Source organism: Pseudonocardia oroxyli (genome assembly GCF_900102195.1).
In the GTDB taxonomy this organism is placed as follows: domain Bacteria; phylum Actinomycetota; class Actinomycetes; order Mycobacteriales; family Pseudonocardiaceae; genus Pseudonocardia; species Pseudonocardia oroxyli.
The window spans coordinates 38,543-65,244 of the sequence record NZ_FNBE01000012.1 but is presented as its reverse complement, the minus strand read 5'-3'; the positions used below and the strand labels follow the sequence as shown (position 1 = coordinate 65,244).

28 protein-coding genes are annotated in these 26,702 nt (G+C 73.8%); 14 read left to right on the top strand and 14 right to left on the bottom strand.

Annotated features, from left to right (window positions below):
• The first annotated feature begins 21 nt into the window (after nucleotides 1-21).
• The 4 genes from BLS43_RS18410 to BLS43_RS18390 all read left to right on the top strand — a co-directional run bounded on the left by BLS43_RS18410 (nucleotide 22) and on the right by BLS43_RS18390 (nucleotide 4,976).
• Nucleotides 22-1,173, top strand: a complete 1,152-nt coding sequence (locus tag BLS43_RS18410) for a PP2C family protein-serine/threonine phosphatase (RefSeq protein ID WP_093086484.1) — start codon at nucleotides 22-24, stop codon at nucleotides 1,171-1,173.
• Nucleotides 1,170-2,777 (top strand): sensor histidine kinase, encoded by a 1,608-nt coding sequence (locus BLS43_RS31705; protein WP_093086480.1) that lies wholly within the window; start codon nucleotides 1,170-1,172, stop codon nucleotides 2,775-2,777. The genes BLS43_RS18410 and BLS43_RS31705 overlap by 4 nt, the downstream gene beginning before the upstream one ends.
• On the top strand, nucleotides 2,774-3,223 hold the full coding sequence (locus BLS43_RS18400) for a response regulator (RefSeq protein WP_093086477.1): 450 nt from the start codon (nucleotides 2,774-2,776) through the stop codon (nucleotides 3,221-3,223). Before BLS43_RS31705 ends, BLS43_RS18400 begins: the two co-directional genes overlap by 4 nt.
• Nucleotides 3,224-3,803: 580 nt before the next feature.
• Nucleotides 3,804-4,976, top strand: coding sequence for an HNH endonuclease (locus BLS43_RS18390; RefSeq protein ID WP_093086471.1), 1,173 nt, complete (start codon nucleotides 3,804-3,806; stop codon nucleotides 4,974-4,976).
• A 19-nt stretch (nucleotides 4,977-4,995) separates the two neighbouring features.
• Here BLS43_RS18390 and BLS43_RS18385 read toward each other — a convergent pair whose 3' ends face one another.
• Nucleotides 4,996-5,370 carry a hypothetical protein gene (locus BLS43_RS18385; protein ID WP_093086469.1) on the bottom strand — a complete coding sequence of 125 codons (375 nt, stop codon included), beginning with the start codon at nucleotides 5,368-5,370 and terminating at the stop codon, nucleotides 4,996-4,998.
• Between the two features lie 61 nt (nucleotides 5,371-5,431).
• Nucleotides 5,432-5,971, bottom strand: coding sequence for a dihydrofolate reductase family protein (locus tag BLS43_RS18380; protein WP_093086468.1), 540 nt, complete (start codon nucleotides 5,969-5,971; stop codon nucleotides 5,432-5,434).
• A gap of 90 nt (nucleotides 5,972-6,061) precedes the next feature.
• Between BLS43_RS18380 and purL the strand changes: the two genes are divergently transcribed.
• The 5 genes from purL (at nucleotide 6,062) to purM (ending at nucleotide 13,706) form a co-directional block, all read left to right on the top strand.
• Complete coding sequence (gene purL, locus BLS43_RS18375) at nucleotides 6,062-8,329, top strand: phosphoribosylformylglycinamidine synthase subunit PurL (RefSeq protein ID WP_093086466.1); 2,268 nt, start codon at nucleotides 6,062-6,064, stop codon at nucleotides 8,327-8,329.
• A 7-nt stretch (nucleotides 8,330-8,336) separates the two neighbouring features.
• A complete protein-coding gene (locus BLS43_RS18370) occupies nucleotides 8,337-8,669 on the top strand; it encodes a sterol carrier family protein (RefSeq protein WP_093086464.1) in 333 nt (110 codons plus the stop codon).
• Between the two features lie 122 nt (nucleotides 8,670-8,791).
• Nucleotides 8,792-10,951, top strand: a complete 2,160-nt coding sequence (locus BLS43_RS18365; protein WP_176921405.1) for a putative bifunctional diguanylate cyclase/phosphodiesterase — start codon at nucleotides 8,792-8,794, stop codon at nucleotides 10,949-10,951.
• Nucleotides 10,952-10,986: 35 nt separating this feature from the next.
• Complete coding sequence (gene purF, locus BLS43_RS18360) at nucleotides 10,987-12,540, top strand: amidophosphoribosyltransferase (protein WP_237194358.1); 1,554 nt, start codon at nucleotides 10,987-10,989, stop codon at nucleotides 12,538-12,540.
• A gap of 71 nt (nucleotides 12,541-12,611) precedes the next feature.
• Nucleotides 12,612-13,706 (top strand): phosphoribosylformylglycinamidine cyclo-ligase, encoded by a 1,095-nt coding sequence (purM, locus tag BLS43_RS18355; protein ID WP_093086456.1) that lies wholly within the window; start codon nucleotides 12,612-12,614, stop codon nucleotides 13,704-13,706.
• A 204-nt stretch (nucleotides 13,707-13,910) separates the two neighbouring features.
• On the opposite strand, the gene BLS43_RS18350 is transcribed toward purM, so the two are convergent.
• Nucleotides 13,911-14,624 carry an NUDIX hydrolase gene (locus BLS43_RS18350; RefSeq protein WP_093086453.1) on the bottom strand — a complete coding sequence of 238 codons (714 nt, stop codon included), beginning with the start codon at nucleotides 14,622-14,624 and terminating at the stop codon, nucleotides 13,911-13,913.
• A gap of 456 nt (nucleotides 14,625-15,080) precedes the next feature.
• A complete protein-coding gene (locus BLS43_RS18345) occupies nucleotides 15,081-15,278 on the bottom strand; it encodes a DUF3073 domain-containing protein (RefSeq protein ID WP_093086451.1) in 198 nt (65 codons plus the stop codon).
• 234 nt (nucleotides 15,279-15,512) lie between these two features.
• On the opposite strand from BLS43_RS18345, the gene BLS43_RS18340 reads away from it, so the two are divergent.
• The gene (locus tag BLS43_RS18340) at nucleotides 15,513-16,346 is read left to right on the top strand and encodes a DUF8083 family protein (RefSeq protein ID WP_093086449.1); all 834 of its coding nucleotides are present in this window, start codon (nucleotides 15,513-15,515) and stop codon (nucleotides 16,344-16,346) included.
• Between the two features lie 6 nt (nucleotides 16,347-16,352).
• Here the strand turns inward: BLS43_RS18340 and ygfZ are convergent, their stop codons facing one another.
• Nucleotides 16,353-17,429 (bottom strand): CAF17-like 4Fe-4S cluster assembly/insertion protein YgfZ, encoded by a 1,077-nt coding sequence (ygfZ, locus tag BLS43_RS18335; RefSeq protein WP_093086447.1) that lies wholly within the window; start codon nucleotides 17,427-17,429, stop codon nucleotides 16,353-16,355.
• Nucleotides 17,426-17,851 carry a Fur family transcriptional regulator gene (locus BLS43_RS18330; RefSeq protein ID WP_245707566.1) on the bottom strand — a complete coding sequence of 142 codons (426 nt, stop codon included), beginning with the start codon at nucleotides 17,849-17,851 and terminating at the stop codon, nucleotides 17,426-17,428. The genes ygfZ and BLS43_RS18330 overlap by 4 nt, the downstream gene beginning before the upstream one ends.
• A 198-nt stretch (nucleotides 17,852-18,049) precedes the next feature.
• On the opposite strand from BLS43_RS18330, the gene BLS43_RS18325 reads away from it, so the two are divergent.
• Both BLS43_RS18325 and BLS43_RS18320 read left to right on the top strand, forming a co-directional pair.
• Nucleotides 18,050-19,168, top strand: a complete 1,119-nt coding sequence (locus BLS43_RS18325) for a hypothetical protein (RefSeq protein ID WP_143030112.1) — start codon at nucleotides 18,050-18,052, stop codon at nucleotides 19,166-19,168.
• A gap of 45 nt (nucleotides 19,169-19,213) precedes the next feature.
• Entirely contained in the window at nucleotides 19,214-20,614 is a 1,401-nt protein-coding gene (locus BLS43_RS18320) for a hypothetical protein (RefSeq protein ID WP_093086440.1), read from the top strand.
• Nucleotides 20,615-20,618: 4 nt separating this feature from the next.
• Here the strand turns inward: BLS43_RS18320 and BLS43_RS18315 are convergent, their stop codons facing one another.
• The 8 genes from BLS43_RS18315 to BLS43_RS18290 form a co-directional block, all read right to left on the bottom strand.
• Nucleotides 20,619-21,239, bottom strand: coding sequence for a heme-binding beta-barrel domain-containing protein (locus BLS43_RS18315; RefSeq protein WP_093086437.1), 621 nt, complete (start codon nucleotides 21,237-21,239; stop codon nucleotides 20,619-20,621).
• The gene (locus BLS43_RS30090) at nucleotides 21,236-21,394 is read right to left on the bottom strand and encodes a hypothetical protein (protein ID WP_176921404.1); all 159 of its coding nucleotides are present in this window, start codon (nucleotides 21,392-21,394) and stop codon (nucleotides 21,236-21,238) included. The genes BLS43_RS18315 and BLS43_RS30090 overlap by 4 nt, the downstream gene beginning before the upstream one ends.
• 62 nt (nucleotides 21,395-21,456) lie before the next feature.
• The gene (locus tag BLS43_RS18310; protein WP_093086435.1) at nucleotides 21,457-21,756 is read right to left on the bottom strand and encodes a DUF1416 domain-containing protein; all 300 of its coding nucleotides are present in this window, start codon (nucleotides 21,754-21,756) and stop codon (nucleotides 21,457-21,459) included.
• Nucleotides 21,756-22,592 (bottom strand): sulfurtransferase, encoded by an 837-nt coding sequence (locus tag BLS43_RS18305; RefSeq protein ID WP_093086433.1) that lies wholly within the window; start codon nucleotides 22,590-22,592, stop codon nucleotides 21,756-21,758. The genes BLS43_RS18310 and BLS43_RS18305 overlap by 1 nt, the downstream gene beginning before the upstream one ends.
• A gap of 53 nt (nucleotides 22,593-22,645) precedes the next feature.
• Nucleotides 22,646-23,068 carry a DUF4395 domain-containing protein gene (locus BLS43_RS18300; RefSeq protein ID WP_093086431.1) on the bottom strand — a complete coding sequence of 141 codons (423 nt, stop codon included), beginning with the start codon at nucleotides 23,066-23,068 and terminating at the stop codon, nucleotides 22,646-22,648.
• Nucleotides 23,069-23,105: 37 nt separating this feature from the next.
• The gene (locus BLS43_RS32075; protein ID WP_374205002.1) at nucleotides 23,106-23,177 is read right to left on the bottom strand and encodes an Ms5788A family Cys-rich leader peptide; all 72 of its coding nucleotides are present in this window, start codon (nucleotides 23,175-23,177) and stop codon (nucleotides 23,106-23,108) included.
• A gap of 63 nt (nucleotides 23,178-23,240) precedes the next feature.
• Complete coding sequence (locus tag BLS43_RS18295) at nucleotides 23,241-23,648, bottom strand: thioredoxin family protein (protein ID WP_093086428.1); 408 nt, start codon at nucleotides 23,646-23,648, stop codon at nucleotides 23,241-23,243.
• 4 nt (nucleotides 23,649-23,652) lie between these two features.
• On the bottom strand, nucleotides 23,653-24,444 hold the full coding sequence (locus BLS43_RS18290; RefSeq protein WP_176921403.1) for an LmeA family phospholipid-binding protein: 792 nt from the start codon (nucleotides 24,442-24,444) through the stop codon (nucleotides 23,653-23,655).
• A 344-nt stretch (nucleotides 24,445-24,788) separates the two neighbouring features.
• Here BLS43_RS18290 and BLS43_RS18285 point away from each other — a divergent pair, with 344 nt between their 5' ends.
• Together BLS43_RS18285 and mshD are read left to right on the top strand one after the other, a co-directional pair.
• Nucleotides 24,789-25,577 carry a winged helix-turn-helix transcriptional regulator gene (locus BLS43_RS18285; RefSeq protein WP_093086424.1) on the top strand — a complete coding sequence of 263 codons (789 nt, stop codon included), beginning with the start codon at nucleotides 24,789-24,791 and terminating at the stop codon, nucleotides 25,575-25,577.
• 61 nt (nucleotides 25,578-25,638) lie between these two features.
• Nucleotides 25,639-26,511, top strand: a complete 873-nt coding sequence (gene mshD / locus BLS43_RS18280; protein ID WP_176921402.1) for a mycothiol synthase — start codon at nucleotides 25,639-25,641, stop codon at nucleotides 26,509-26,511.
• Nucleotides 26,512-26,702: the final 191 nt, after the last annotated feature.

Genomic DNA, 26,702 nt, shown 5'->3' with positions numbered 1-26,702 from the left:
CTCCCCGACGAGAGGTCGTCCGTGTCCCGAGACCTACCCGAAACGGCCGGTCAGCGGGTCCTGCTGGTCGAGGACGACCCGGGGGACGTCTTCCTCGTCCAGGAGCTGCTCGCCGAGGTCGACCCGTCCGTGCGGGTGTCGGTGGCGCAGTCGGTGCCGGCGGCGATCGAGCTGCTGCCGGCCGTCGACTGTGTGCTGCTCGACCTGAACCTCCCCGGCAGCAGCGGCCTCGAGGGCCTGCGCGAGCTGCTGCTCGCCGATCCCTCCGCCGCGGTCTGCGTCCTCACCGGGCTCGACGACGAGTACCTCGGCATCGCCGCCGTCGGCGCGGGCGCCCAGGACTACCTGGTCAAGAACAAGGCGGACGGGGCGGTGTTGATCCGGGCGATCCGCTACGCCGTCGAGCGCCGCCGGTCGGAGGCCAGCATGGTCCGGCTGCGCGAGGAGCAGCTGGTCGCGGCCGAGTCGGTGCGCCTCGAACGCGGCCTGCTGCCGAACCTGCTGCTCGAGGGCAGCGCCGTGCACGGCAGGCAGTTCTACCGCTCCGGACGCACCCGCGCGGTGATCGGCGGGGACTTCTTCGACGCCGTCCGCGGCCCGTCGGGCACCGTGCACGCGATCATCGGCGACGTCTCCGGCCACGGACCCGACGAGGCCGCCCTCGGCGCGTTGCTGCGGGTCTCCTGGCGGGCGCTGGTACTGGCCGGGGTCGACGAGCCGGAGGTCCTGCCGAAGCTGCAGGAGGTGCTGGTCAGCGAGCGCCACGAGAGCATGCTGTTCACCACGGTCTGCACCGTCGTGATCGAGGGGTCGCGGGTGCTCGTCCGGTCCGCGGGGCACCCGCCGCCGATCTCGCTGAAGCCGGGGCCGGTACCGCTCAGGCCGCGCATCGGCGTCCCGTTGGGGGTGCTCACCGACACGAAGTGGGAGCCGCAGACCATGGAGCTCGGGCCCGGCTGGAGCCTGCTGCTGTACACCGACGGGCTGATCGAGGGCCGCGGGCCGCGCCCGAACGAGCTGCTCTGGCAGGAGGGCCTGGTGGAGCTCCTCGCCGAGGAGCGGGACGTCCCGCCCGCCGAGCTGCCCGCCCGACTCGTCGAGCGGGCCGAGGAGACCAACGGCGGCCCGCTCGCGGACGACGTCGCCATCCTGCTCCTGGCGGACCTGGCATGAGCGAGGTCCGCCGCTTCCCGCTGCGGCTGCACACCGCTGCGCTCGAGGACGCCGAGAACCGCTGGACGCTGCGGCGCTGGTTCACCGTCGGGGCCACGGTCGTCGGGGTGCTCTCGCTGGTCGCCGTCGGGCTCGGGACGTGGGCCGTGGTGCGCATCGGGGAGGCCCGCGACCTGCTGTTCGACCAGGTCTCGCCGGTGGTGACCGCCGCGCAGACCGTGAACGCCGCGCTCGTCGACCAGGAGACGGGTCTGCGCGGGTTCACCCTCTCGCCCGAGCCCGTGTTCCTGGAGCCCTACACCACGGGGGTCCAGGCCGAGCGGGACGCCGCCGCCGAGCTGCGGGCCGTCGACGGGCTGCCCGCGCAGCAGGAATACCTGAACGCGCTCGACCGGACCGAGCAGCTCGCGCAGCGGTGGCGGGCCGAGTTCGCGGAGCCCGCGATCGCGGCCGCCCGCGCCGGGCAGCCGGGGCCGGACCAGGCCGCGGGTCGGGTGCTGTTCGACCAGGTCCGGGACGCGGGCGCCGGCCTGAGCGCAGAGGTCGACGAGAGCCGCCGGATCGCGCGCGGCCAGCTGGACGGGGCCATCGCGTTCGTGGCGATCGTCGGGATCGCGATCACCGTGATGGCCGCGCTGTTCGTGCTGCTGGCCTCGCTGGGGCTGCGCAACGTCATCCTCCGGCCGCTGCGCAGGCTGGCCGCCTCCACGCGGGAGGTCGTCGACGGTGACGTCGGGACGGAGGTTCGGGGCAGCGGGCCACGCGAGATCGTGGCGCTCGGGGCGGACGTCGAGGCCATGCGCGCGCACATCCAGCGCGAGGTCGACCAACTCCACGACGCCAACGCCCGGCTCGACGAGCAGACCCGCGACCTGGAGCGGTCCAACCGCGACCTGGAGCAGTTCGCCTACGTGGCGAGCCACGACCTGCAGGAACCGCTGCGCAAGGTGTCCAGCTTCTGCCAGCTGCTGCAGCGCCGCTACGGCGGGCAGCTCGACGACCGCGCGGACCAGTACATCGCCTTCGCCGTCGACGGGGCCCAGCGCATGCAGACCCTGATCAACGACCTGTTGGCCTTCTCCCGGGTCGGGCGGACGACGTCCGGCTTCGAGCCGGTCGACCTGGGTGCGGTCGCGCGCACGGCCGCGGGCCAGCTCGCCGCCGCCCTCGAGGACACCGAGGGGGAGATCGTCGTCCCCGAGGACCTGCCGACGGTGTCGGGCGACCCCGGGCTGTTGCAGGCGCTGCTGTTCAACCTGTTCGGCAACGGGCTCAAGTTCCACCGCGCGGACGTCGCCCCGGTGGTGCGGCTGTCCGCCACCCGGGTGGACGACGAGTGGGAGCTCGCCGTGTCGGACAACGGGATCGGCATCGAGCCGGAGTTCACCGACAAGATCTTCGTCATCTTCCAGCGGCTGCACGGCCGGGACGTCTACGGCGGCACCGGCATCGGGTTGGCCCTGGCGAAGAAGATCGTCGAGTTCCACGGCGGGCGGATCTGGGTCGACCACGGCACGATCGACGAGCCCGGCACCACCTTCCGGCTGACCCTCCCCACGGTCCAGCCGGCCGCATCGACCCCGCTCGTGAAGGAGCCCGTGTGACCTCCGCAGCCCTCACCGATCCGGCCCGGATCGTCAACGTGCTCCTCGTCGAGGACGACCCCGGCGACGTTCTCATGACGCGTGAGGCGTTCGAAGAGCACCTGCACAACCGGCTCGACGTGGTGACCGACGGCGACGCCGCCCTCTCCTACCTGCGCTACGAGGAGCCCTACACCGACCACCCGCGGCCGGACCTCATCCTGCTCGACCTCAACCTGCCGCGCCGGGACGGGCGCGAGGTGCTGGCCGAGATCAAGAACGACGAGCAGCTCCGCTCGATCCCGGTCATCGTGCTCACCACCTCCCAGGCCGAGGAGGACGTGCTGCGCAGCTACCAGCTGCACGCCAACGCCTACGTGACCAAGCCCGTCGACTTCGACGGCTTCATCGAGGCCATCAAGCAGATCGACCACTTCTTCGTCAGCGTGGTCAAGCTGCCCAACTGACTGCGCACGACCGCGTCAGCGGACATCGGGCGCGTCGACGAGGTGGACGGTGCCGCCGCCCAGGGGGCGGAGGTGCCGAGGTCCGAGCCGTCGCGCGTTGATCTTGCAGAGCTGCTCGCGCCAGTCGGCCGCCGCGAGGAGGACCGGGAGCAGCGGCGTCGACGCCGCGGCCCCCTCGCGCCTTCACGACCGTCGACGTGAGCAGGCCGTGCCCGCCTTCGTGGCCTACGAGCTGCTCCACAACGCGCTGATCATCCCCATGATCGCGGCCACGATGTACGGCAGCGCCGCCCTCACCCCGGACGGCGTCGAGCGGTCGGGTCCCGGCGCGCGAACCTCGTGCAGGCGGAGGAGGCGAGGCGAGTCCGGCTGGATCGGGGTTGACGGGTACCTGTCCAAGGACACTCCCACTGACGGCTTCGTCTCGCCCGTCCACCGCGAGGCGCCAAGTGCTGGATCCGGAGCTGGTCGCGGCGGCCCGCTTCACCAGGACCCAACTCGTTGCCGGCTCTCTGGGACGGGTCGGCTATCGGTCGAACACTTGTTCGCTTTCAGCGCTATGAGCTGCTAAAATAGCGGCATGACCACGATCCTCACGGACCCTCCCGCAGCGACAGGCACCGTGCCGTCGCGGGAGGAGCGGGCGGCGGGGTTCGCCCGGATCGAGCGGCTGGTCGCGCTGCGGAACCGCATCGACGCCGAGATCGCCGAAGAGGTCCGGGCCGCAGCACAGCGGGAGGTCGAGGCCCGCCTGGAGGAGGCGCTGGTCGATCCCGAACGGGTCGAGGCGAGCATCCTCGGGCAGCTCGGGCTCGCCCTGCGCGTCTCGCCCACCCGGGCCCGCTCGCAGCTGCGTCTGGCCCGTGACCTGCACGCCGGGCTGGACAACGTCCGGGAGGCGTTCGGCGCCGGGGAGCTGGACGAGCGGCGGGTCGCCGCGATCGTCGCCGCCGCCGCTCACCTGGACGCGGTGAAGCGCGCGGAGCTGGATCAGCGCCTCGCCGCGCACGATCTGCCGCTGCTTGGGGTGCGGCGGATCGCCGACCTCGCCCGGACGGTCGCGGCGGCGGTGGCGCCGGAAGCCTTCGCCGAACGCGCCCGTGCCGCCCGCCGGGATCGGCACGTCACGATCTCCCCCGCCGAAGACGGCATGGCGCTGATCCGGGCGCTGCTGCCGATGGAACAGGCCATCACCTGTTATGCGGCGCTGCGCAAGGCGGTCACCGAACACTGGGTATCCCCGGAGCCGGTCACCCGGACCCGCGGGCAGATCATGGCCGACACCCTTGTCGAACGGCTGAGCGGGCAGGCCGCCACCACGCCCGCTCAGGTGGAGATCCAGGTCCTTGTGCCCGTGGAGTCGCTGCTGGACTCCGACTCGCCGCTGCCGGCGGAGATCCCCGGGTTCGGGCCCACCAACCTCCTGAACGAGGCCCGGTGTGTGGGGTGGCGGCGGCTGGTCACCCGGGACGGCATCGTCTTCGGCGGCGACTCCCGCCGCCGCGCCTTCGGCGGAGTCCTCGCCGACTGGATCCGCGCCCGCGACCGCGGCCGCTGCACCGAACCCGGCTGCGACGCCCCCATCGCCCACCTCGACCACCGCAGACGCCGGTCCGAAGGCGGCCCGACGAACCTGGGCAACGGCCGCGGCACCTGCGCGTTCCACAACCAGCTGCGTGAACAACCAGGCTGGCACCTCACCGACCACACCACCACGACCCCCACCGGCCGCCGCTACACCCTCCGCACGTAGACCCGGCGTTCGGGGAGTCTCAGAGCATCGCGTCGATCTCGGCGCGGTGGTAGCGCAGCGGGGTGGTGGGGAAGCCGTACTCGTCCTTGTGCAGCTCGGCCTGCCCGCACCAGCCGCAGCGGCCCGAGGCGTCCATGACGGCCCGGGACTCCAGCTGGGACCGGCGGTCGCCCGCGCCCTTGGCCAGGGCCTTGGCCTGCGGCGCGGCGACCACCGGGGGCGCCTGCTTCTTCCCGCTCACCTGCTTGTAGATCCAGTAGCCGCCCACCGGGATCGCGACGAGCACCGCGAGCCCGATCACCCACTGCAGGAGCCCGACGACCACCGAGACCGCGATCCCCGCGAGCACCAACACCCCGACGATCTGCGCCACGCGCAGCAGGACCTTCGACATCTGCAGACCTCCCGGCTCGCCCCCGACGCTACCGAAAACCGAAGGTCGGGGCCGGGGCCGTTCAGCGGGTCTCGGGGGCGTACACGACGTGCAGCGTGCCGTTGCCCAGGGTGGTGGCGGACTTCAGGGGGAGGGGGAAGGATCCCGAGCCCTCGGGGAACAGGCGGTCGCCCTTGCCGACGACGACGGGGTGGACGAGGAGGTGGAGCTCGTCGAGCAGGCCTTCGCCGATCAGGCCGCGGATCAGCGCGACGCTGCCGCTCATGCCGAGGTCCGCGCCGTCGCCCGCCTTGATCTCCCGCAGGCGCTCCACCCAGTCCGCACCCAGGACGGTCGCGTTGCCCCACTCGGCGGACTCCAGCGTCGAGGACACCACGAACTTCGGCGGGGCCGCCATCTGGTCGGCGAACTCCTGGCCCGCGAGCGGGGCGAAGTGCTCCGCGAAGCCCGCGTAGGTGACCCGGCCGAGCAGCATCCGCGGCTGCGTGAGCGAGCCGACGACGGCGCCGACCTCGTCGTCGAAGTAGGGGAAGTGCCAGTCCTGAGGGTCGGAGATGACGCCGTCGACCGACGTGAACAGGCCCGCGATGATCTTCGCCATGATGTGCTCCGGGTTCGTGAGTGGATCGTCGAGGTGTGAGACCGGGCGGTCGGGCCGAACTCATCGGTGGGGCCGTTTACGCTGGTACCCGTGACCGAGTTCGACTCCCGCCCCGCCGTCGACACCGTCTCCCAGGCCGCCGCGACCCCGGACACGGTGCAGCCGTGGAAGGAGCTCGGCCTCAAGGAGGACGAGTACGCGCGCATCCGCGAGATCCTCGGGCGCCGTCCCACGGACGCCGAGCTCGCGATGTACTCGGTGATGTGGAGCGAGCACTGCTCCTACAAGTCGTCCAAGGTGCACCTCGCCTACTTCGGGGAGACCACCACGGACGCGATGCGCGAGAAGATGCTCGCGGGCATCGGGGAGAACGCGGGCGTCGTCGACATCGGGGACGGCTGGGCGGTCACCTTCAAGGTCGAGTCGCACAACCACCCGTCGTACGTCGAGCCCTACCAGGGCGCCGCGACCGGGGTGGGCGGCATCGTCCGGGACATCATGGCGATGGGCGCGCGCCCGATCGCGGTCGGCGACCCGCTGCGCTTCGGCCCGGCGGACGCCCCGGACACCGCCCGGGTGCTGCCGGGCGTGGTCGCGGGCGTCGGCGGGTACGGCAACTCCCTCGGCCTGCCGAACGTCGGCGGCGAGGTGGTCTTCGACCCCTCCTACGCGGGCAACCCGCTGGTCAACGCCCTGTGCGTCGGTGCGATGCGCACCGAGGACCTGCACCTGGCCTTCGCCTCCGGCGCCGGGAACAAGATCATCCTGTTCGGCGCGCGCACCGGGCTCGACGGCATCGGCGGGGTCTCCGTGCTCGCCAGCGAGACGTTCGGGGAGAGCACCGGCCGCAAGAAGCTGCCGTCCGTGCAGGTCGGGGACCCCTTCACCGAGAAGGTCCTGATCGAGTGCTGCCTGGAGCTGTTCCACGCCGGGCTGGTCGTCGGCATCCAGGACCTCGGCGGCGCGGGCCTGTCCTGCGCCACCTCCGAGCTGGCCGCGGCGGGGGACGGCGGCATGCACATCGACCTCGACCGGGTCCCGCTGCGCGCCGCGGGCATGACCCCCGCCGAGATCCTCTCCAGCGAGTCGCAGGAGCGGATGTGCGCGGTCGTCACGCCGGAGAACGTCGACGCGTTCCTGGCCGTCTGCGCGAAGTGGGACACCATCGCGACGGTGATCGGCGAGGTCACCGAGGGCGAGCGGCTGGTCATCGACTTCCACGGCGAGACCGTGGTGGACGTGCCGCCGCGCACGGTCGCCCACCACGGGCCGGTCTACCGGCGGCCGCTCGAGCGCGGCGCCCACCAGGACGAGCTCGCGCGGAACACCCCCGACACGCTCCCGCGCCCGGAGGCCCCCTCCGAGCTGCGCGCTGAGATCCTGCGCATGGCGGCCAGCCCCAACCTGTGTTCGCGGGCGTGGGTCACCGACCAGTACGACCGCTACGTCCGCGGCAACACCGCCGCCGCCCAGCCCGCCGACGCGGGCGTGGTCCGGGTGGACGAGGAGACCGGCCGGGGGATCGCCGTCGCCACCGACTGCAACGCCCGCTTCGCCGCGCTGGACCCGTACGCCGGCGCGCAGATCGCGCTGGCCGAGGCCTACCGCAACGTCGCGACCAGCGGTGCCGTGCCGCTCGCCGTGACCAACTGCCTGAACTTCGGCTCGCCCGAGGACCCGCACGTCATGTGGCAGTTCGCCCAGGCCGTGCGCGGCCTGGCGGACGGCTGCGCGCAGCTGGGCATCCCCGTCACCGGCGGGAACGTGTCCTTCTACAACCAGACCGGGACCACGGCGATCCTGCCGACCCCGGTCGTCGGCGTGCTCGGCGTGATCGACGACGTCGCGGCGCGGATCCCGTCCGGGTTCCGGAACGCGGGGGACGTCGTCGTCCTGCTCGGGCGCACGCACGAGGAGCTGGGCGGCGGCGAGTGGGCGCACGTCGTCCACGGCCACCTCGGCGGCACGCCCCCGACGGTCGACCTGGAGGCCGAGCGCAGGCTCGCCGAGCTCCTCGCCGCGCAGAGCCCGACCGGCACCCACGACCTGTCCGACGGCGGACTGGCCCAGGCCCTCGTCGAGGCGTCACTGGTCGGCGGCCAGGGGGCGCGGGTGACCCTGCCGGGGCACGATCCGTTCGTCGCGCTGTTCTCGGAGTCGACGGCCCGCGTGCTGGTCACGGTCGCGCCGGACGCCGCGGACGGCTTCCTCGCGGCGGCCGCGGCGGCCGGCGTCCCGGCCGAGCGCCTGGGCGAGGTCGGCGGCTCCGTCCTGGAGATCGCGAACGTCGGTGAGCTCCCGCTGGACGAGCTGCGCACCGCCTGGGAGGGCACCCTCCCCGCCCTCTTCGACGCCTGACGCGGCGATGACCGACCCGCTCGACGCCTGGCTGGACGGGGGCGCCGCCCCACCACGCTCGGTGATCAAGGAGGCGGTCAAGGAGTCCCTCGCGGCACTCGCCGAGACGGCCCCCGGACACAGCGTCGAGGTGCGGGTGGTGCCGTACGCGGCCATCCAGTGCATCGAGGGGCCGCGACACACCCGCGGCACCCCGCCGAACACCGTCGAGTGCGACGCCCGCACCTGGCTCGGGTTGGCCACCGGCCGTCTGAACTGGACGGACGCCGTCCGATCGGGCACGGTGAGCGCCTCGGGATCGCGAGCCGCCGAGGTTGCGGACCACCTGCCGCTGCGCTGACGAGACACCCCGAAAGGGGGATCGTGGTGCACTCCCGGTGGAAAATCGCCTTCCCGAGGCAGAGGATTGACCACGATCGGGACAGTCGGACGGTCTCCGCGGGCGACGGGAGGTGCTGCGTGGTGGCAGCGAGTGACCTCCCGGGGCGCCCGGTGCGGCTCGTCGGGCTCGGCGAGCGCGCCGGGCCGGAGGTGCGATCCCTGGCCCAACGCTGGATCGAGCTCCTCCCCAACGCCACCGTGACCGACGCGGGGGTGCTCGCCGGGCTGCTGCTGCGCCTGCGCTCCGCCCTGCGCACCGAGCCCTTCTGGCCGCTCGCCGCCCGCGGGATCGGGGCGGACCTGGCGGCGTCCGGCTTCTGCGGGGACCGGGCCGGGATCGTCGGGTCGGCGCCGGAGGACGTGCTGCCCGGCTCGATCCGGCTGCTGCGGGAGGCCGCGCCCGGTGCCCTGGACCTGACCGTGCAGGAGCGCCACCGGCTCGTGCCCGCGCTCGACGAGTTCGCCGCCGGCTTCGCGGGCGGCCTGCGGTTCCGCGCCCACCAGGCCCAGGAGGACCTGCTGCGCTCGACGCTGCGGGCCCGCCGGGAGGTGGAGCGCGAGCTCGCCGAGAGCGAGGCCCACTACCGCACGATCTACACCCAGGGGCCGGTCGGCATCGCCGTCGCGACGCTGGACGGGGAGCTGGTCGATCTCAACCCGGCAGGGGTGCGGATGCTCGGGATGGTGGAGCGCCCGGCACTGCCCGCGCCGGTGTCGGACTTCGTGCACCCGGACGACCTGGAGTCCTTCCTCGCCGCCTACGGGCGGCTGGCGTCCGGCACCGCGGAGACGGTCAGCCTGGACATCCGGTTCGCCGGGCCCACCCGGATGTGGGTCTGGGGGCACGTCACCGGGTCGCTGGTCCGGGACGACTCCGGACGCCCCAGCCACCTGATCGGTGTGATCGAGGACGTCTCGGAGCGGTACCGGCTGCGGTCCTCGCTGGTGGAGGCCTCGTCCCGGGACCGGCTCACGGGGCTGCCGAACCGCCACCTGACCGAGGTGGCCGTGCGGCAGGCCTTCGGCGGGTCCGCGCTGCGGGTGGGGCTCTGCGCGCTGGACATCGACGAGTTCCGCCGGGTCAACGAGATGCACGGGCACGCGGTGGGCGACGAGCTGCTCGCCGCACTGGCCGACCGGCTGCGCACCGCGGCGGGCCCGCACCTGCTCACCCGCACCGGTGGGGACGAGTTCGCCGTGGTGCTCACCGATCCCGAGGGCGTGGGGGAGGTGCTGGCGGTGGCGGACCGACTGCTCGCGGCCCTGGCCGCGCCCTTCCACCTCGGCGGCGCCTGGATCGCGGTCACCGCCAGCGTCGGGGTGGCCGAGGCGCTCACCTCGACCGAGTGCCCCGCGGAGCTCCTGCGGGCCGCCGGCGTCGCGCTGACCTGGGCGAAGGGGCAGGGCGGCGGCACCCGCGCCGTCTTCGACCCGGAGCGGGACGCGGGCGAGGCCGCCCGCTTCGCCCTGCTGGCCAACCTGCGCGGCGCGGTGGACCGGGACCAGTTCCGGCTGGTCTACCAGCCGCTCGTCCGGCTGTCGGACACGACGCTGCGCGGCATGGAGGCCCTCGTCCGCTGGGAGCACCCCGAGCACGGGCTGCTCGGCCCGGGCCGGTTCATCGAGCTCGCGGAGCGGTCGGGCGCGATCGTGCAGCTCGGGCGCTGGGTGCTCACCGAGGCCTGTCGCGAGGCCGCGCGCTGGCAGGCCGAGCTGGGTCGGGACGCGCCGTACGTGAGCGTGAACGTCTCGCCCGTGCAGCTGCCCGAGCAGGGCTTCGTCGACGAGGTCGTGGCACTGCTGGAGGGGACCGGCCTGGACCCGGACAAGCTGCAGCTGGAGATCACCGAGCAGGCCGTGCTGGCCGACGAGGCCGCCTCGATGGACGCCCTGTCGGCGCTGCGGTCCCTCGGCGTCCGCCTGGCGCTGGACGACTTCGGCACCGGCTACTCCAGCCTCGCCTGGCTGCGCAGGCTCCCGGTCCACGCCCTCAAGATCGACGGCTCGTTCATCGACGGCCTCCGGCACGAGCACCCCGACCCCGTCGACGAGAGCATCGTCGGCTCGTTGGTCGCGATGGCCCACGCCCTGGGGCTGGAGGTGACGGCCGAATGGGTGGAGACGCGCGTCCAGGCGGACCGGCTGGAAGCGCTCGGCTGCGACCTCGGGCAGGGGCGATGGTTCGGTGACGCCCGTCCCGCGGGATGGGTTCCCGCGGATTCGCCGCGTACCATCGGGTAAGCCCGCGCGCTGTCGACACCCCTGGAGCGAGTGCGTTGAGTTCCGACCGGAACCCCTCCGCAGCTGAGACCGACGACTCGCCCAAGGAGGAGTGCGGCGTCTTCGGCGTCTGGGCTCCCGGTGAGGACGTCGCCAAGCTCACCTACTACGGCCTCTACGCCCTGCAGCACCGCGGGCAGGAGGCGGCGGGCATCGCCGTGTCGGACGGCCGCCGCATCATCGTCTTCAAGGAGCTCGGGCTGGTCAGCCACGTCTTCGACGAGCAGACGCTCAGCTCGTTGAAGGGCCACCTCGCCGTCGGGCACTGCCGCTACTCCACGACCGGGTCCACGACCTGGGAGAACGCGCAGCCCGTCTTCCGCACCACCGCGTCGGGCAGCGGGGTCGCACTCGGGCACAACGGCAACCTCGTGAACACCGCGGAGCTGCGGGACGAGGTCGCGGCGCTGGGCGGAAAGGCCTCCCGGATCCTGTCGACCACCGACTCCGACCTGATCTGCGAGCTGCTGGCCGCCACCGCCGCGGACACCGGGCTCGAGGAGGCCGCGATGCGGCTGCTGCCGCGCGTGCGCGGCGCGTTCTCACTGGCCTTCGCCGACGAGAACACCCTCTACGCGGCCCGCGACCCGCACGGCGTCCGGCCGCTGGTGCTGGGCCGCCTCGAGCGCGGTTGGGTGGTCGCGTCGGAGACGGCGGCGCTGGACATCGTCGGTGCCTCGATGGTCCGCGAGGTCGAGCCGGGCGAGCTCCTCGCGATCGACGCGGACGGCATCCGCAGCTCCCGCTTCGCCAGCCCCGAACCCAAGGGCTGCGTCTTCGAGTACGTCTACCTGGCCCGCCCGGACACCACGATCTCCGGCCGCTCGGTGCACGCCACCCGCGTCGAGATCGGACGGCGGCTGGCCCTGGAGTCCCCGGTCGAGGCCGACCTGGTCATCCCGGTCCCCGAGTCCGGCACGCCCGCCGCGATCGGCTACGCGCAGGGCTCCGGCATCCCCTACGGCCAGGGCCTGGTCAAGAACGCCTACGTCGGCCGGACCTTCATCCAGCCGTCGCAGACCATCCGCCAGCTCGGCATCCGGCTCAAGCTCAACCCGCTGCGGGACGTGATCCGCGGCAAGCGGCTCGTCGTGGTGGACGACTCCATCGTGCGCGGCAACACCCAGCGCGCGCTCGTCCGCATGCTGCGCGAGGCCGGGGCGCTCGAGGTGCACGTCCGGATCGCGTCGCCGCCCGTGCGGTGGCCCTGCTTCTACGGCATCGACTTCGCCTCGCGCGCCGAGCTGGTCGCCTCGGGGCTCGACGTCGAGGGTGTGCGCCGCTCGATCGGCTCGGACACCCTCGCCTACGTCTCCGTCGACAACATGGTCGCGGCGAGCGAGCAGCCCAGGTCCCGCCTGTGCTGTGCCTGCTTCGACGGGGAGTACCCGATCCCGCTGCCCGAGGAGGCGCGGCTCGGCAAGCACCTGCTCGAGACCCCCGCCCTCGACGCGAGCGGCGCGGCCTCCGGCGACCCCGGCCCCGTCCGGGAGGCCCCCGCGCCGCTGTCGGTGGGATACGGTGCTTCGGACGCCCTGAGCAGGCCGTAGGACCTCGGGCGCTTCTCCACACCCGGCGGGGACCACCGCCGCGAACGAGCAGGAACGAGAGCGATACACCCATGTCGAGCCCCAGCGACCAGGACCCGCGCGCCAGCTACGCCGCCGCAGGCGTGGACATCGAGGCGGGTGAGGCCGCCGTCGAGCAGCTCCGACCGTACGCGGAGAAGGCGACCCGGTCCGAGGTGCTGGGCGGCATCGGCGGGTTCGCCGGGCTGTTCGCCCCGAAGCTCGGCAGGTTCACCGAGCCGGTGCTCGCCGCCTCGACCGACGGCGTCGGCACCAAGGTCGCCATCGCCCAGGCCATGGACAAGCACGACACGATCGGGCTCGACCTGGTCGCCATGGTCGTGGACGATCTGGTGGTCTGCGGGGCCGAGCCGCTGTTCCTGCAGGACTACATCGCCGTCGGCAAGCTGGTGCCCGCGCAGATCGCCTCGATCGTGAAGGGCATCGCGGAGGGCTGCCAGCAGGCCGGGTGCGCGCTGCTCGGCGGCGAGACCGCGGAGCACCCCGGGCTGATGGAGGCGGGCGGGTACGACCTGTCCGCCACCGGCGTCGGGATCGTCGAGGCCGAGTCGATGCTGCGGCCCGAGCGGGTCCGCCCGGGAGACGTGCTGGTCGCGATGGGCTCGTCGGGGCTGCACTCGAACGGCTACTCGCTCGCCCGGCACGTGCTGCTGGAGATCGCCCGCATGCCGCTCGACGGGCACGTGGAGGAGTTCGGCCACACCCTCGGCGAGGAGCTGCTCATCCCCACCCGCATCTACGCGCGGGACTGCCTCGCGCTGGCCGCGGAGACCGGGGTGCGCACGTTCTCGCACATCACCGGCGGCGGGCTCGCGCGCAACCTGGAGCGGGTGCTGCCCCAGGGCGTGGTCGCGGACGCGGACCGCGGGTCCTGGACCCCCGACCAGGTGTTCGCGCTCATCGCGGCCCGGGGTCGGGTGGAGCGCGCCGAGATGGAGAAGACGTTCAACATGGGCGTCGGGATGGTCGCCGTGCTCCCGCCGGACGACGTCGACCGCGCCCTCGCCGTCCTGACCGCCCGCCACGTCCCCGCCTGGGTCCTCGGCGAGGTCAAGCGGGCCACCGGCGACGAGCCCGAGCACATCGGCGGCCGCGTCACCCTCCGCGGCACCCACCCCCGCTTCTGACGACCCCCGCCTTGACGGCGGACGGCGCGTTCGCTGCCACCTAGTGCCCCGTCCAGGAACGTTGGGGCCGGAATCGGGGGATCCAGCCGCTCGTGGGCAAGGGGCCGCCCCGGTCTCGTACCGGGCGTACTCGGCCGGGGTGGCAACGCCGCCCACGGGTGGCTGGGCCGCCGAGTTCGGTCCTGAACGTTTCTGGACGGGGCACTAGTGAGCGAGCGCGCCGTTCGCCGGTTCCCGGGTGGGCTCTCTGAGCATGGGTGGGTGCAGGGTGGTGGCCTCGCCCCTGCGGAAGAGCTGCGGGGGTCGGCCCCGTCCGCCGGTGACCCGGGTCGCCGTGGGGATCAGGAAGCCCGGGGTGCTGGTGACCTTGCGTTGGAAGTTGCGCGGGTCGATCTCGGTCCGCCACACCGCCTCGTACACCCGGCGTAGGTCGGACACGGTGAACTCGGCCGGGCAGAAGGCTGCCGCGAGCGTGGTGTACTCGAGCTTCGCGCGGGCCCGCTCCACTCCGTCGGCCAGGATCCGGTCGTGGTCGAAGGCCAGCCCGTAGACGTCCTCCACCGGGAGGAACGCCGCCGAGCCGGACGCGGGGCCCTCCGGGTCCGGCAGGTCGGGCAGCAGCGCCAGGTAGCCGACGCTCAGCACCCGTCCGCGCGGGTCGCGGCCCGGCGCGGCGTACCCCGCGAGCTGCTCCAGGTGGCCCTGCACCGCGCCCTGGGTGGCGGCACCGGTCTGCGCGGCCAGCTCGCGCGCCGCGGTGTCCCCGAGGTCCTCGTCCGCCTGGACGAACCCGCCGGGCAGGGACCAGTGGCTCTCGTACGGTCGTTCGCCGCGCTTGACCAGCAACACGCAGAGCTGGTCCCGGCGCACCGTGAGGACCACCAGGTCCACGGCCACCGCGAACAGGTTCCCGCGCATGCCGCACTCCTTCTCGTCGGCGTGAGGCTATCGGGTGAAGATCGCACGCGCGCCACAGGGCGGTGCACCGCAGCTCGAGGAGGCTTCGTCGCGCAGCGTGCGGTCACCGGCCGGCACGGGTGCGGATGCTCACGTCGGCGATACGGGCGGGCGGCAGCTGATCACCCGCGGTGACCCCGGCGATCCCGCGCGAGCCGCGCATCAGCACGGTTCGGCAGGGCCTCACGCGAGGCCGAGTCGTACCCGAGTAGCAGGCCGCGTGTCACGGTGTCGTCGGCCTGCCCGGTGAGGGAACAGTGTGACGCCACGAACTCGGGTTGATCGGCGGGTCCTGACCGCCCGCCTCTCGTCATGGAACGACCAGGACGAGCGGTCAGGTACGCGTCGGTTCCGAGTGAACCCGCCGGAGAAGACGAACGCCCGACCACTCAGACGGCCGGGCACGGAGGGCGACGCCTACTTGCGGTCGTCGTCCTCGTCGTCCGCGTAGGACCCGTAGCGCGCGGAGTACTCGTCGTACTCCTCGTCCTTGTCGTCCACAGCCGTCCCGCTACCGATCTCGCGCTGGAGCGCGTCGAGATCCATCGTGTGGGTGCTGTACTTGAGCTCTCGGGCCACCTTCGTCTGCTTGGCCTTGGCTCGTCCGCGCCCCATGGCTGGTCCCCCTTACACAAGGGAAGGGGCGGCCGATAGTCACGGCGGCCCCTTTCAACGTCATCACTGTCCTGGCGACAACAATACCGTGTGATCCCACGAGCGTGCGACGTGGCATCGATGGTGTGACGAGTCCCCCGTCGGGCAGTCGTCCGCGCGGGGTGCCCGGCCGTGTCCCAGGCCGCTCCGGAGGTTGTGTCGCGGAGCGGGTGCGGTGCGAGAGGATCATTCATCATGCCGTCGCCGTTCGTGTCGTACCTGCGGGTCTACGAACCCCTCCGGGCCTTCGAGGGCCCGGCGGGCGCCGCGGTGCGCGCCGGGTTGGCCCGCGGCGCGGTGCGGCCGGACCGCGTGGGGCGCCGCGAGCGCGAGCTGTGCCTGCGGGCCACCGTCCGCGGCCGGCTGCTGCCCGGGGACCTCGGCGCCGCCGACGCCCCCGTCGACGTGCTGGTGCTCGGCGGGGAGGGCGGCGAGCCCTACGTCTGCCCGCTGGACACCCGCCCCCGCGCCGCGGCGGCGGTCCTCGGCTTCCTCGCGGAGGAGGACCCGCTGCTGCGCGCGGCGGCGCTGGTCGTGCCGGAGGCGTCGGCGCGGCGCCGGGCCGAGCGCGCGGTCGCCGAGCTCGGGGAGGCCGCGGCCCACGTCGTGACGGCGGGCTGGACCGTGCCGCTGCCGTGGTTCGCGCTGGTCGACCCGGAGGAACGGCAGGTCAAGCTCGGGGCCCAGCGCCGGATCTGGTGGCGGGTGCCGATCGAGAAGGCGCTGAGCCGGGCCGCCCACGCCGAACGCGTGGTGCGCGGCGCGCTGGGAGACGGCGGCGCGGCCGAGGTGCTCGCCGAGACGCGCGGCTGGCTCGGGCGCTTCGACCGGAACTCGATCGTCGAGCTGGACTACGGCGGCCTCGTCGAGCTGCTCGACGACGCGACGATCGAGGCGGACGACTCCGCCTCCCGGGTGCAGCGCGCGCTGCGCCTGCTGCGGGCGGGCGACACCGACGGCGCCGCCGAGAACTACGCCGCGCTGCGCGAGTTCTGGGGCGCGGTGGCCGCCCGCAGGCAGGAGGGCTAGCGCGGGTCAGCGGATCCGCAGCTGCGCGGCCCGCCCGGGCGGGGGCGCCTCCTCGTCCGGCACGTAGGAGTCCGCGTCGACGACGGCGGGGGAGATCCGGTCCTCCGCGCCCGCGGTCAGCGGCGCGTCCACCGGGACCGACCGCTTGAGCAGCGCCAGCGCCACCGGCCCGAGCTCGTGGTGCTGTGTGACACTTCCCACACGGCCGACCGGTCGCCCGTCCCGCAGCACGGGATCCCCGGGCAGGGGCAGCTCCTCGTCCCCCGCATCGAGCAGCAGCCGGACGAGCCTGCGCGGCGGGCGCCCCATGTTGGCGACCCGAGCGACGGTCTCCTGCCCGCGGTAGCACCCCTTGGTGAGGTGGACGGCGCTCGGGATCCAGTCGACCTCGTGCGGGATGGTGCGCTCGTCGGTGTCCAGGTGGACCCGGGGCCTGCGGGACTCCACCCGCAGCGCCTCGAAGGCCATCGTCCCCGCCGGGCGGGCGCCCGCCGCGGTGAGCCGCTCCCACCAGGCCGCCTGCTCGGCCCGCGGGACCAGCAGGTCCGCCGCATCCGGCCCCGGCCACGGCATCCGCCGGACGACACCGCCCCCGGGCAACGCGGCGCTCGCGTGGGCGCCCTCCGGCACGGGGACGCCCGCCTTCGCCAGCACCGACGCCGTCTCCGGGCCGACGATCGAGAGCACGGCCAGCTCACCCGTGGCGTCCCGCGGTTCGACCTTCGACCAGAAGACCATCTTCTGCAGGTAGGCGAGCAGCTCGGGCAGATCGGCCTGGTCGGTGTCCAGCCACACGGTGTCCCCGACGTGCGACACCACCATGTGGTGCAGCACGCGCCCCTGCGCGTCCAGGATCAGCGCCTCGGTCCCCGAGCCCTCCGGCAGCGCGCTGACGTGCTGGCTGAGCAGCAGGTGGAGCCAGCTCAGCCGCTCCTCGCCGGGCACCGCGATCACGCCGCGGTGCGAGCGGTCCACCACCGCGGCGGTGCGTGCCATCGCACGCTGCTCGGCGGGCGGGTCCCCGCGGTGGGCGGGCACCGCCTCGTCCGGGTCGGGCACGACGACGATCTCGGCCTCGGTCATTCCGCCTCCTCGGCGGTGGCGCACTCGGCGCACCGCCCCGACAGCGCCACGTGCGTGACGTCCAGTACGAAGCCCTGCTTGGCCCGGAGCTGGGCCGCGAGCTCCTCCATCACCTCGGTGGGCGCCTCGACGACCGACCCGCAGGAGTGGCACACGAGGTGGACGTGCTCGTGCTCGCGCTCCGAGTACTTCGGTGCGCCGTGCCCGAGGTGGGTGTGCCGCACCAGCCGGAGCTCCTCGAGCAGGTCCAGCGTGCGGTAGACGGTGGTGATGTTCACCGCGGGCGCGGCGCTCTGCACGCGGGCGCAGATCTGCTCCGGTGTGGCGTGACCCAGCTCCCGCACCGCCTCGAGCACCAGCTGGCGCTGGGGCGTCATCCGCAGGCCCTTGCGGTGCAGGGTCGACTTCAGCGTGGTGTCCACGGCTCGATGGTAGGCCTGCGGGCGGACCCGGGGTCCCTGGTCGGGACGCAGGAGGAGGAGTTGTCCACAGTTCGCGCTCAGCCGGGGAGTGGCCCCGCACGAACATGCTCCGTTAGGGTGAACGCTCCTCATGGAGAGTACGGATCTCCCTACCCTCGGCGAGATGAACGGGTGGGGCGGCGACGGAAGGTGCAGGTCATGACCACCGCAGATGGGGGAGAGCGCGCGCTCGGAGCCCCGCGGTTCGACGTCGTCCTCCGCGGCTACGACCGGAGGCAGGTGGACGAGCACGTCGCGCGGTTGCAGCGCGTCCTCGCCCGCATGCGCGCCGATCTCGACGCCGCCCGCAGTCAGCCGTTCCCCGTGGTCGGCCCGCCGCCGGGCATGGGTCCCGGGCCGATGCCGCCCGGCGGTCCGCAGCCCGGCGGGCGTCCGCGCCCCACGCCGCGCCCGCGCCCCGGCGCCCCGGCGGAGTCGCCGGACATGATCGGCTCCTTCACCGACCGCATGCAGAGCATCCTGCAGGCCGCCGAGGAGGAGGCCGCGGAGATCCGCGCGGCCGCCCGGCGGGACGCGTCCGCGGTGCACGACTCGTCGCGCCAGGAGAGCGAGAGCCTGCGCACCGAGCTGGGCGAGCTGCACCGCCAGCGGGACGCCGTGGTGGCCGAGCTGACCCGCCTGCGCGGACAGCTCGAGGGCATGCTCGCCGCGCCGACCGCCCGGTTCGCCGTGACCCCGCCCGCCTCGGGTGGCGGGGCCGCCGGTGCGCCGCGTCCGCGCCCGGCGGAGCGGCAGGCCGAGGCGCGCGAGGGCGAGCGCGCCCCGCGGGACGAGCAGCCCCGTCCGCGCCCGCGTCCGAAGCCCGCGTCGGAGGCGTCCGGCAGCAGCGACGAGACCACCGCGGTGCGCCGCCCGGACGCCGGTGACCTGTTCCGGCCCGCGGACGACGAGGCGCCCACCGCCCGCTCGGTCGAGCCGGACCGCACCATGGCGGTGTCCACCGTGCAGCGATCCGGGGACACCGAATCGGATGAAAAGTCCGGCCCCGCCGGGAAGAACACGCCGCGCGACACGCCGGACACGAAGAGTGACAGCGCGGCCGCTCGACCGGCCGACGGCGCGTCGGAGACCGTCCGGGTGAGCGCCGTGCGTCCGGCCCAGGCGCCGTCCGAGGGCGGCTCCACGCCACGAAACGGCAGGTCAGGGCAGCCGGACGAGGGTCGCGGCGGTCCCCCGTCCGGCGATCGTTCCGGATCGGCGTCCGCCGAGGCGGGCGCGCGCACCGACCGGTCGTCCTCGGGGTCACGCTCCGGATAAGACTAGTTGCGCACTGTGACATAGGTCGGCGTAGCGTTCCCGGCCATGCAGCAGGCGTTCTCGGCCGACGTCCTCGTACCGCTGGGTGTCGGGGCCGCGGCACTGGTCATCGCGATCCTGATCGTCGTGGTGCGCGCGGCACGTGCCCGGAAGCGGCCGGTGGCGGCGACCGAACCCACCCACGCGGACTGGACCGGGGAGTCCGTCGACGGCCCCGAGCCCGCGCTCATCGGCGCGCCCGCGCCCGCCGCATCCGCGGCGCCGCTCGCGCAGAGCGGGAGCCGCCCGGTGACGGTCGCGGACATGGTCGCGGTGCGTGAGGCGGACACCGCGCCGCTCCCGGTGCAGTCCGACGTCCTGCTCGCCCGGGCCCGCGCCCACCGCGCGGCCGCCGAGGAGGCGGCCCGGCAGGCCGCCCTCGCCGCCGACCCGCCGCCCGCCGAGCAGGAGAGCGCGACTCCCGACGCCACGCCGGTGCGGGCGGCTGAGAGCGCCCCTGCCGTCCCGCAGACCACACCTCCCGCTCCCCACCCCAGCCCGACACCGCGGGCCGCGCAGGCGGACTCTGGGGCTCCTGTGGGTGACACTCCGCCGAGCACCCCGGACGCCGCGGCCCCCGAACCCGTCGCCGACCGCTCGCCCGACGCCGCGCCCGACGCCGCGCCCGACGTCCCGAGCGACGTCCCGAGCGACGTCCCGAGCGACGTCTCGACCGATGTCCCGACCGAGGGCACGGCCCCGGCCGACGAGCGCCCGTCCGCGGCGCAGCTCGCGGCCCTGGGGGCCGCGGGTGCGGCCGGCCTCGCCGCTGTGGCGGGCCCGACGGTCGCGGCCGCGCAGAGCCGTCAGGCCGAGTCCGCCGACACCACCGGGTCCACGGAGCCGAGCGAGCCGAGCGAGCCGAGCGAGCCCACCGGACTCACCGGGTCCGCCGAGCCCACCACCCCCGACGAGGACCAGGCCCCCGCCGACAGTGACCGGCCCGCGGCGAGCACGCCCGACCCGGACAGCACCCCCACCCCCGACGCCGCCGGGGACGCCTCGGCGGCGACCCCGGCCCGCGCCTGGCCGGTCGTCCCGCCCCGCGCCGAGGAGGACCGCACCGGCTCCAGCCCCGCCGTCGCGAACGCCGTGCAGCAGGCCCTCGCGGCCCGCGCCCGCGCCGCGCAGGCGGGTCAGGCGGTGGATCCGCGCCGCGGCGACGCCCGCGACCGGCTGCTCGCCGTGCTGCTGGACGACCCGGTGCGCGCGGTCGGCGCCGCCGTGGACCTGCAGTCGCAGCAGGAGGAGCTGGCCAGGATCGCCGAGGCCATGCGGGTGCAGCGCGTGGAGCTCGGCGCCGTCGTCCGCAGGCTGGCGGACGCGGGCCTGTCGTGCGACCAGGTCGCCCGGCTGGCGGGCCTGGAGCCCGGCGAGGTCACCGAGCTGCTCGGAGACCCGCGGTAGGGCCCTAACCCACCACCCGGTGCAGCAGCGCGGACATGTGCGGCTGCATCGGCTGGCCCTGCATGGCCCGCTCGTCCACGTAGGCGAGGTCGCCCTGGTTGACGAGGCCGTAGAGCCGCTTCGCCGCGGTGACGTCCTTGGCCGACGGGGTCCGGACGACCGCATCGGTGGCGATCTCCCAGGACCGCAGGTCGCCCTTGTCCCCGTACCAGGCCTCGATGATGCCGGTGTGGTGGGCGATCAGGACCTCGAGCGACCCGTCCTCCTGCGGCCGCCAGAACCCGGTCTCGCGGGCGGCCTGGCGGATCACGCCGCCGTCCTCGTCGAGCAGCCAGGCCCGGGCCTCGTAGGACACGAAGGGCCGCCCGTCGTGGGCGAAGACCAGCTGCTGCCCGAAGTGGAACGGGCCGTCGATCGTGGGGTAGACGACCTCGCCGGTGCCGCGCCACACGCCGATCAGCGGCAGCAGCGGCAGGCACTGGTCGTGCAGGCTCGGGCCCAGCCGCAGGTTGGCGGTGTCGTCCTCGACGGGCAGGTCCGTCCACTGCGGGCGGTTGCGCTGCGGGGAGTCCGGCGCGGCGTTGGCGGGGCCGGTGATGGTGGTGGGCACGTCGGGTTCGGTCATGCGGAGGGCTCCTCCGGGGGATCCTCGGTGGGGTGGGCCGCGAGCGCGGCGGCGGCGTCGGGCGCGGTGGTGAAGAGCCGACGCAGGAGGGCGCCGGTGAACGCCACGGTGCCGAGACTCGCCGCGATCAGCAGCACGGTGTAGAACCAGTGCACGGCGGGCGAGCATAGTGAAACGCCCCGGCGGGAGCCCGCCGGGGCGTGTCACGAGGGTGGCGTCAGGCGACCGCGATCTCGGTCTGGTGCAGGCCGGGCGCCTCCGGGGTCAGCACCGACTCGCCGTTGCCCCGCCGCGACAGCGCGCGGACGGTCCAGGTGCCCGGCGCGGCGAAGAACCGGAAGTCACCGGACGCCGAGGACACGACCTCGGCGGTGAACTCGCCGGTCCCGTCGAGCAGCCGCACGAATGCGCCGCCCACCGGGCTGCCGTCCGCCACGACCCGCCCCGCGAGGACGGTCTCCTTGGTCAGGTCCGTGCCCGCGGGCAGCGCCACGGCCTGGTCGGGAGCGCCGCACATCAGCGCGCACCCAGCTCGATCGGGACGCCGATCAGCGAGCCGTACTCGGTCCAGCTGCCGTCGTAGTTCTTGACGTCGTCGTGGCCGAGCAGCTCGCGGAGCACGAACCACGTGTGCGAGGAGCGCTCGCCGATGCGGCAGTACGCGATGGTCGACTTGCCCGCGTCGAAGCCGGCCTCGCCGTAGAGCGCGGTGAGGTCCTCGTCCGACTTGAACGTGCCGTCCTCGTTGGCCGCCTTCGACCACGGGATGTTGATCGCCGACGGGATGTGCCCCGGCCGCTGCGACTGCTCCTGCGGCAGGTGGGCGGGCGCCAGGATCTTGCCGGAGAACTCGTCGGGCGAGCGGACGTCGACCAGGTTCTTGTTCCCGATGGCGTCCACGACCTCGTCCCGCTTGGCGCGGATCGAGTCGTCGGCGGGCTTGGCGCTGTAGGTGGTGGCCTCGCGGGAGGGGACCTCGGTGGTCAGGGTGCGACCGTCGAGCTCCCACTTCTTGCGGCCGCCGTCGAGCAGCTTGACGTTCTCGTGCCCGTAGAGCTTGAACTCCCAGTACGCGTAGGCCGCGAACCAGTTGTTGTTGCCGCCGTACAGGATCACCAGGTCGTCGTTCTTCACGCCCTTGGCCGACAGCAGCGCGGAGAACTGCTCCTGCGTCGGGATGTCGCGGCGGACCTCGTCCTGCAGCTCGGTGGTCCAGTTGATCTTGACGGCACCCGGGAGGTGGCCGCCGTCGTAGGCGGTGGTGTCCTCGTCGACCTCGAGGAACACGATGCCCTCGGTGCCCAGGTTCTTCTCCGCCCAGTCGGCGGTGACCAGGACGTCCTCGCGGCTCATGGAAATGTCACTCCTGTGTGTGTCGATGTGTGGTGCGAACGAAGTGGGGGTGATCAGGCGCGGGCGCGGGCCAGCAGCCCGTACATCTCGCAGCCGAGGCAGTACCCGAACGCCGCGTTCAGGAACGCGGCCGCCAGCGCGAACGCGATGGCGACGATCCCCAGGACGGGCAGCCCGGCGAGGTAGCCGACCGTGCCGACCGCGGCGAACACGAACCCGACCAGCTGGCTGAACCGGACCGGGGCCGCGGGCTCCCGCTCGGCGGGCGGGCCCAGGCGCGGGGCCACGACGAGCCGGTAGAGCACGCCGTAGGGGGTGAAGCGCATTCCGGCGAACGCGCCGAGCGCGAACACCAGCGTCTGCGCCAGGGCCAACCAGCCACTGCCGCTGAGCAGGACGAGCGCGAGCACGACCGTGGTCACGATCGCGGCGAAGCGCACTCCACGTGGGTCCAGCGGCCCGTCGGGTGCGGACATGGGGAACTCCTGAAGACGGTGGGGGGTACCGGGTTCTTCAGGAACGACACAGGCAGCCGGCCACGCGGCACAGGTCTACTGCGCGGCGTTTGGTCAGCGGCCAGTTCACGGGGGTGAGGGTATCCGAAATGTGCGCGTCACATCCCACCGATCCCACAAGGTGGGCGGGAGATCACCTTTCCAGGGCCGTGACCAGCTCGCCGCGGCGGGGCACCCCGGAGATCCGCAGCACCTCGCGTCCGGTCCGGTCGAACCCGATCGTGGTGGGCGTGCGCATCACGGACAGCTCGCGGGCGACGTCCGGCCGGTCGGCGACGTCGATCTCGACGTGCCGCACACCGGGGTCCTGCGCGGCCACTCCGGAGAGCAGAACGGCGGTCTGCCGGCACGGCGTGCAGATGGGCGAGGACAGCTGCAGCAGCAGGAACCGCGCGTCGCCCGCGGGCGTGCCCGCCAGGTCCCACCCGTTCGGCGCGGCGGGGCGTGCGGTGGTGCGCACCCGGCCCGCACGCGACCGCAGCACCAGGCCCACCGCGGTCGCCGCGGCGAGGACCCCGACCAGGACGAGGAGACCGACCACGGAATCAGCCTACGACGGTCCCCGGCGCCGCGCCGATGACGACGTCCGACGCCTCGCCCGCGATCTCCAGCGTGCCGTCCCGGACCTGCAGGGTCGTGGGCACCACCCCGAACGGCAGTCCGCCCGGGTCGACCCGCAGCGCGAAGGTCTGCCGCACGATCGACGCCACGGGTTCGGGCAGCTCGTCGCCCGAGGAGTCCCGCACGACCCGCGGGACGACGCGCATCGCGCCGTCGGCGACCTGCAGCTCCGCGAACACGACGACGGACTCGGTCCGGCCGCCGCCGACCGGCACGTCCCCGGAGATCCGGGCGACCGACTCGGGGTCCAGGGCGCGCAGGGAGGGGTCCGCGCCGTCGGTGATCAGGTCCGCGATCGCGTTGGCGTCGACGTTGCCCAGTGAGAGCCGGTCGATCCCGGGCAGCATCCGGTTGATGTCGTCGGCGCCCACGCGGGCCGCGCCCTCGGCGGTCCCGACGCGCAGCCCGGGGGTGCCCGAGCCGAGCAGCCCGGACAGCGGCGCCTGCACGTCGTGCAGGTTGGCGCGCAGCTGCACGTTCTGCAGGTCGCCGACCTTGAGCCGGTCCGCGGTGAGCTCGATCGAGCCGTACTCGCCCGCGACCGCCTGGGTCAGGAACGGGAAGCCGTTGATGCGGACGTTCGGGTCGTCCGCCAGGTCGAGCCGCTCCCGCAGCTGGCGGGAGACGACCGACTCGGCCGCCGCCGCGGCGGCGTAGTCGGCGGCCACCAGGACCCCGGCGAGCACCAGGACCGTGATGATCAGGCGTTTCAGCACGTGGGACCTCCGGTCGGAACAACCGGTGAATCTAGAGTCCGCGCCGTCGGGGCCCGTCACCGGGACCGGGGGACGCCGGTCGCGCCGCAGGTCAGGACGCTCGCGAACGGGTGACGGGGGTGCTGACGCTCCGGCGTTCCCGCAGCGCACGAGCCTGCCGTTCGGCGTGAGCCGAGTCGCTTGTCTCGTGCTCGGCGCGTCCTGTTGTCTATCCTGACCCGATCCGCGTGACGGACCCGCCGGGTCGCGCGGAGCGAGCGGACGGTCACCGTCGCCCCCCGCGCACAGTTTCGACGGACGCCGGGCGTGGCGTCCGCGACACTTCCGGTGGAGAGGAGGCGGCGGTGGAACTGCTCCTGCTGACTGCGGACACGGACCCCGGCACTGTCCTGCCCGCGCTCGCCCTGCTCCCGCACGGCGTCCGGACGGCCGCGCCCGAGGTCGCCGCCCTGCTCGACGCGGGCCCGCACGACGCGGTCCTGGTCGACGCGCGGACCGACCTGGTGGCCGCCCGCAGCCTGTGCCGCCTGCTCGGCAGCACCGGCACCGACGTTCCCGTCATCGCCGTGCTCAACGAGGGCGGCCTCGTCGCCGTCTCCGGCGAGTGGGTGGTCGACGAGATCCTGCTCCCGTCCGCCGGGCCCGCGGAGGTCGACGCGCGGCTGCGGCTGCTCAAGTCCCGCCCCGGTGCGGACGCCGCCAGCTCCGGCGGCGCCCTCGTGCTCGGCGAGCTCGTGATCGACGAGGCGACCTACGCCGCCCGGCTCAAGGGCCGCCTGCTCGAGCTGACCTACAAGGAGTTCGAGCTGCTCAAGTACCTCGCGCAGCACGCGGGCCGGGTGTTCACCCGCGCCCAGCTGCTGCAGGAGGTCTGGGGCTACGACTTCTTCGGTGGCACCCGCACCGTGGACGTGCACGTGCGGCGGCTGCGGGCCAAGCTCGGCCCCGAGCACGAGCAGATGATCGGCACGGTCCGGAACGTGGGCTACAAGTTCGTCCGCCCCGGCCGCGCCGGGCTGGGTGTGCCCGCGGGCGGCGTCGCCGAGGACTCGGACGACGGGGACGACGACCGAGCGGGTGACCGCGCGGTGGAGCGGGCCGGTCTGCGCCGCTCACCGGTGCAGTTCCACTGATCCGTTGCTGATCCACTCCTGATCCCCCTCTCGCCCCGGCGGGCCGCGTAAGGTCGCCGGGGTGAGTGCTGTCCGGCGGGTGGCCGAGGTGGATCCGACGAGTGCGGCCGCGGTCCGCGCCCTGGCCGAGGCGGCCACGGCCGCCGACGGGCGGGAGCCGCTCTCCGAGCAGTTCGTGATCAATCTGAACGGCCGCGCCCGGCCCCGGGTGGCGCACCTGCTCGCCGAGGAGGACGGCGCGGTCGTCGGGTACGCGCAGCGGGACCGGGATGCCGCCGAGCTCGCGGTCCACCCCGACCATCGCGGCCGGGGCGTCGGCGCCGCCCTGCTCGAGGGGCTGCTGGGCATCGGCCCCACCCTCGACGTCTGGGCCCACGGCGACCTCCCCGCCGCGGCCGCGCTCGCCGCGTCCCACGGCCTGACCCGCACCCGGGTCCTGCTCCAGATGCGCCGCACCGGCGGGGCGCTGCCCGAGCTGGTCGTCCCCGAGGGGATCACGATCCGGCCGTTCGTCGTGGGGCAGGACGAGGACGAGTTCCTCCGGGTGAACAACGCCGCGTTCGACTGGCACCCCGAGCAGGGCGGCTGGACCACCGCGCAGGTGACCGAGCGCGAGGGCGAGAGCTGGTTCGACCCGGCCGGGTTCCTGCTCGCCGAGGACGAGCAGGGCACCCTGCTCGGCTACCACTGGACCAAGGTCCACCACGAGACCGATCCCGTCATGGGCGAGGTGTACGTCCTCGGGGTCGATCCCGCCGCGCACGGCCGCGGGCTCGGTCGCGTGCTCACGCTGGCCGGCCTGCACCATCTCGCCGAGCGCGGGCTGGACACCGTGCTGCTCTACGTCGAGTCGGACAACGCGCCCGCCGTGCGGGTGTACGAGAAGCTCGGGTTCGTCGTCCACACCTCCGATGTGATGTACCACCGCGGCTGAGCGCGATCGACCGGGCACGGGGCGTGTCCGCCGTGGTCGCGGCGATGTCACGCTCCGGAGACGGGAGAGTGGCCATCACCCGACCGGGGAACCTGTTCATTCCCCGTTCATCTTCCGTGGGGGGTCCGTCCACCGGGTCCGCTTAGCGTCTCCCGCCGAGAGGCCGCAGACGCGGCCGTTCGCTGCGGCGC

What these genes read in the sequence shown, in the direction of transcription:
- BLS43_RS31705 (WP_093086480.1), top strand. Translation starts at nt 1,170, where the DNA reads ATGAGCGAGGTCCGCCGCTTCCCGCTGCGGCTGCACACCGCTGCGCTC.
- BLS43_RS18390 (WP_093086471.1), top strand. Translation starts at nt 3,804, where the DNA reads ATGACCACGATCCTCACGGACCCTCCCGCAGCGACAGGCACCGTGCCG.
- BLS43_RS18385 (WP_093086469.1), bottom strand. Translation starts at nt 5,370, where the DNA reads ATGTCGAAGGTCCTGCTGCGCGTGGCGCAGATCGTCGGGGTGTTGGTG.
- BLS43_RS18380 (WP_093086468.1), bottom strand. Translation starts at nt 5,971, where the DNA reads ATGGCGAAGATCATCGCGGGCCTGTTCACGTCGGTCGACGGCGTCATC.
- BLS43_RS18370 (WP_093086464.1), top strand. Translation starts at nt 8,337, where the DNA reads ATGACCGACCCGCTCGACGCCTGGCTGGACGGGGGCGCCGCCCCACCA.
- purM (WP_093086456.1), top strand. Translation starts at nt 12,612, where the DNA reads ATGTCGAGCCCCAGCGACCAGGACCCGCGCGCCAGCTACGCCGCCGCA.
- BLS43_RS18350 (WP_093086453.1), bottom strand. Translation starts at nt 14,624, where the DNA reads ATGCGCGGGAACCTGTTCGCGGTGGCCGTGGACCTGGTGGTCCTCACG.
- BLS43_RS18345 (WP_093086451.1), bottom strand. Translation starts at nt 15,278, where the DNA reads ATGGGGCGCGGACGAGCCAAGGCCAAGCAGACGAAGGTGGCCCGAGAG.
- BLS43_RS18340 (WP_093086449.1), top strand. Translation starts at nt 15,513, where the DNA reads ATGCCGTCGCCGTTCGTGTCGTACCTGCGGGTCTACGAACCCCTCCGG.
- ygfZ (WP_093086447.1), bottom strand. Translation starts at nt 17,429, where the DNA reads ATGACCGAGGCCGAGATCGTCGTCGTGCCCGACCCGGACGAGGCGGTG.
- BLS43_RS18325 (WP_143030112.1), top strand. Translation starts at nt 18,050, where the DNA reads ATGACCACCGCAGATGGGGGAGAGCGCGCGCTCGGAGCCCCGCGGTTC.
- BLS43_RS18320 (WP_093086440.1), top strand. Translation starts at nt 19,214, where the DNA reads ATGCAGCAGGCGTTCTCGGCCGACGTCCTCGTACCGCTGGGTGTCGGG.
- BLS43_RS18315 (WP_093086437.1), bottom strand. Translation starts at nt 21,239, where the DNA reads ATGACCGAACCCGACGTGCCCACCACCATCACCGGCCCCGCCAACGCC.
- BLS43_RS18310 (WP_093086435.1), bottom strand. Translation starts at nt 21,756, where the DNA reads ATGTGCGGCGCTCCCGACCAGGCCGTGGCGCTGCCCGCGGGCACGGAC.
- BLS43_RS18305 (WP_093086433.1), bottom strand. Translation starts at nt 22,592, where the DNA reads ATGAGCCGCGAGGACGTCCTGGTCACCGCCGACTGGGCGGAGAAGAAC.
- BLS43_RS18300 (WP_093086431.1), bottom strand. Translation starts at nt 23,068, where the DNA reads ATGTCCGCACCCGACGGGCCGCTGGACCCACGTGGAGTGCGCTTCGCC.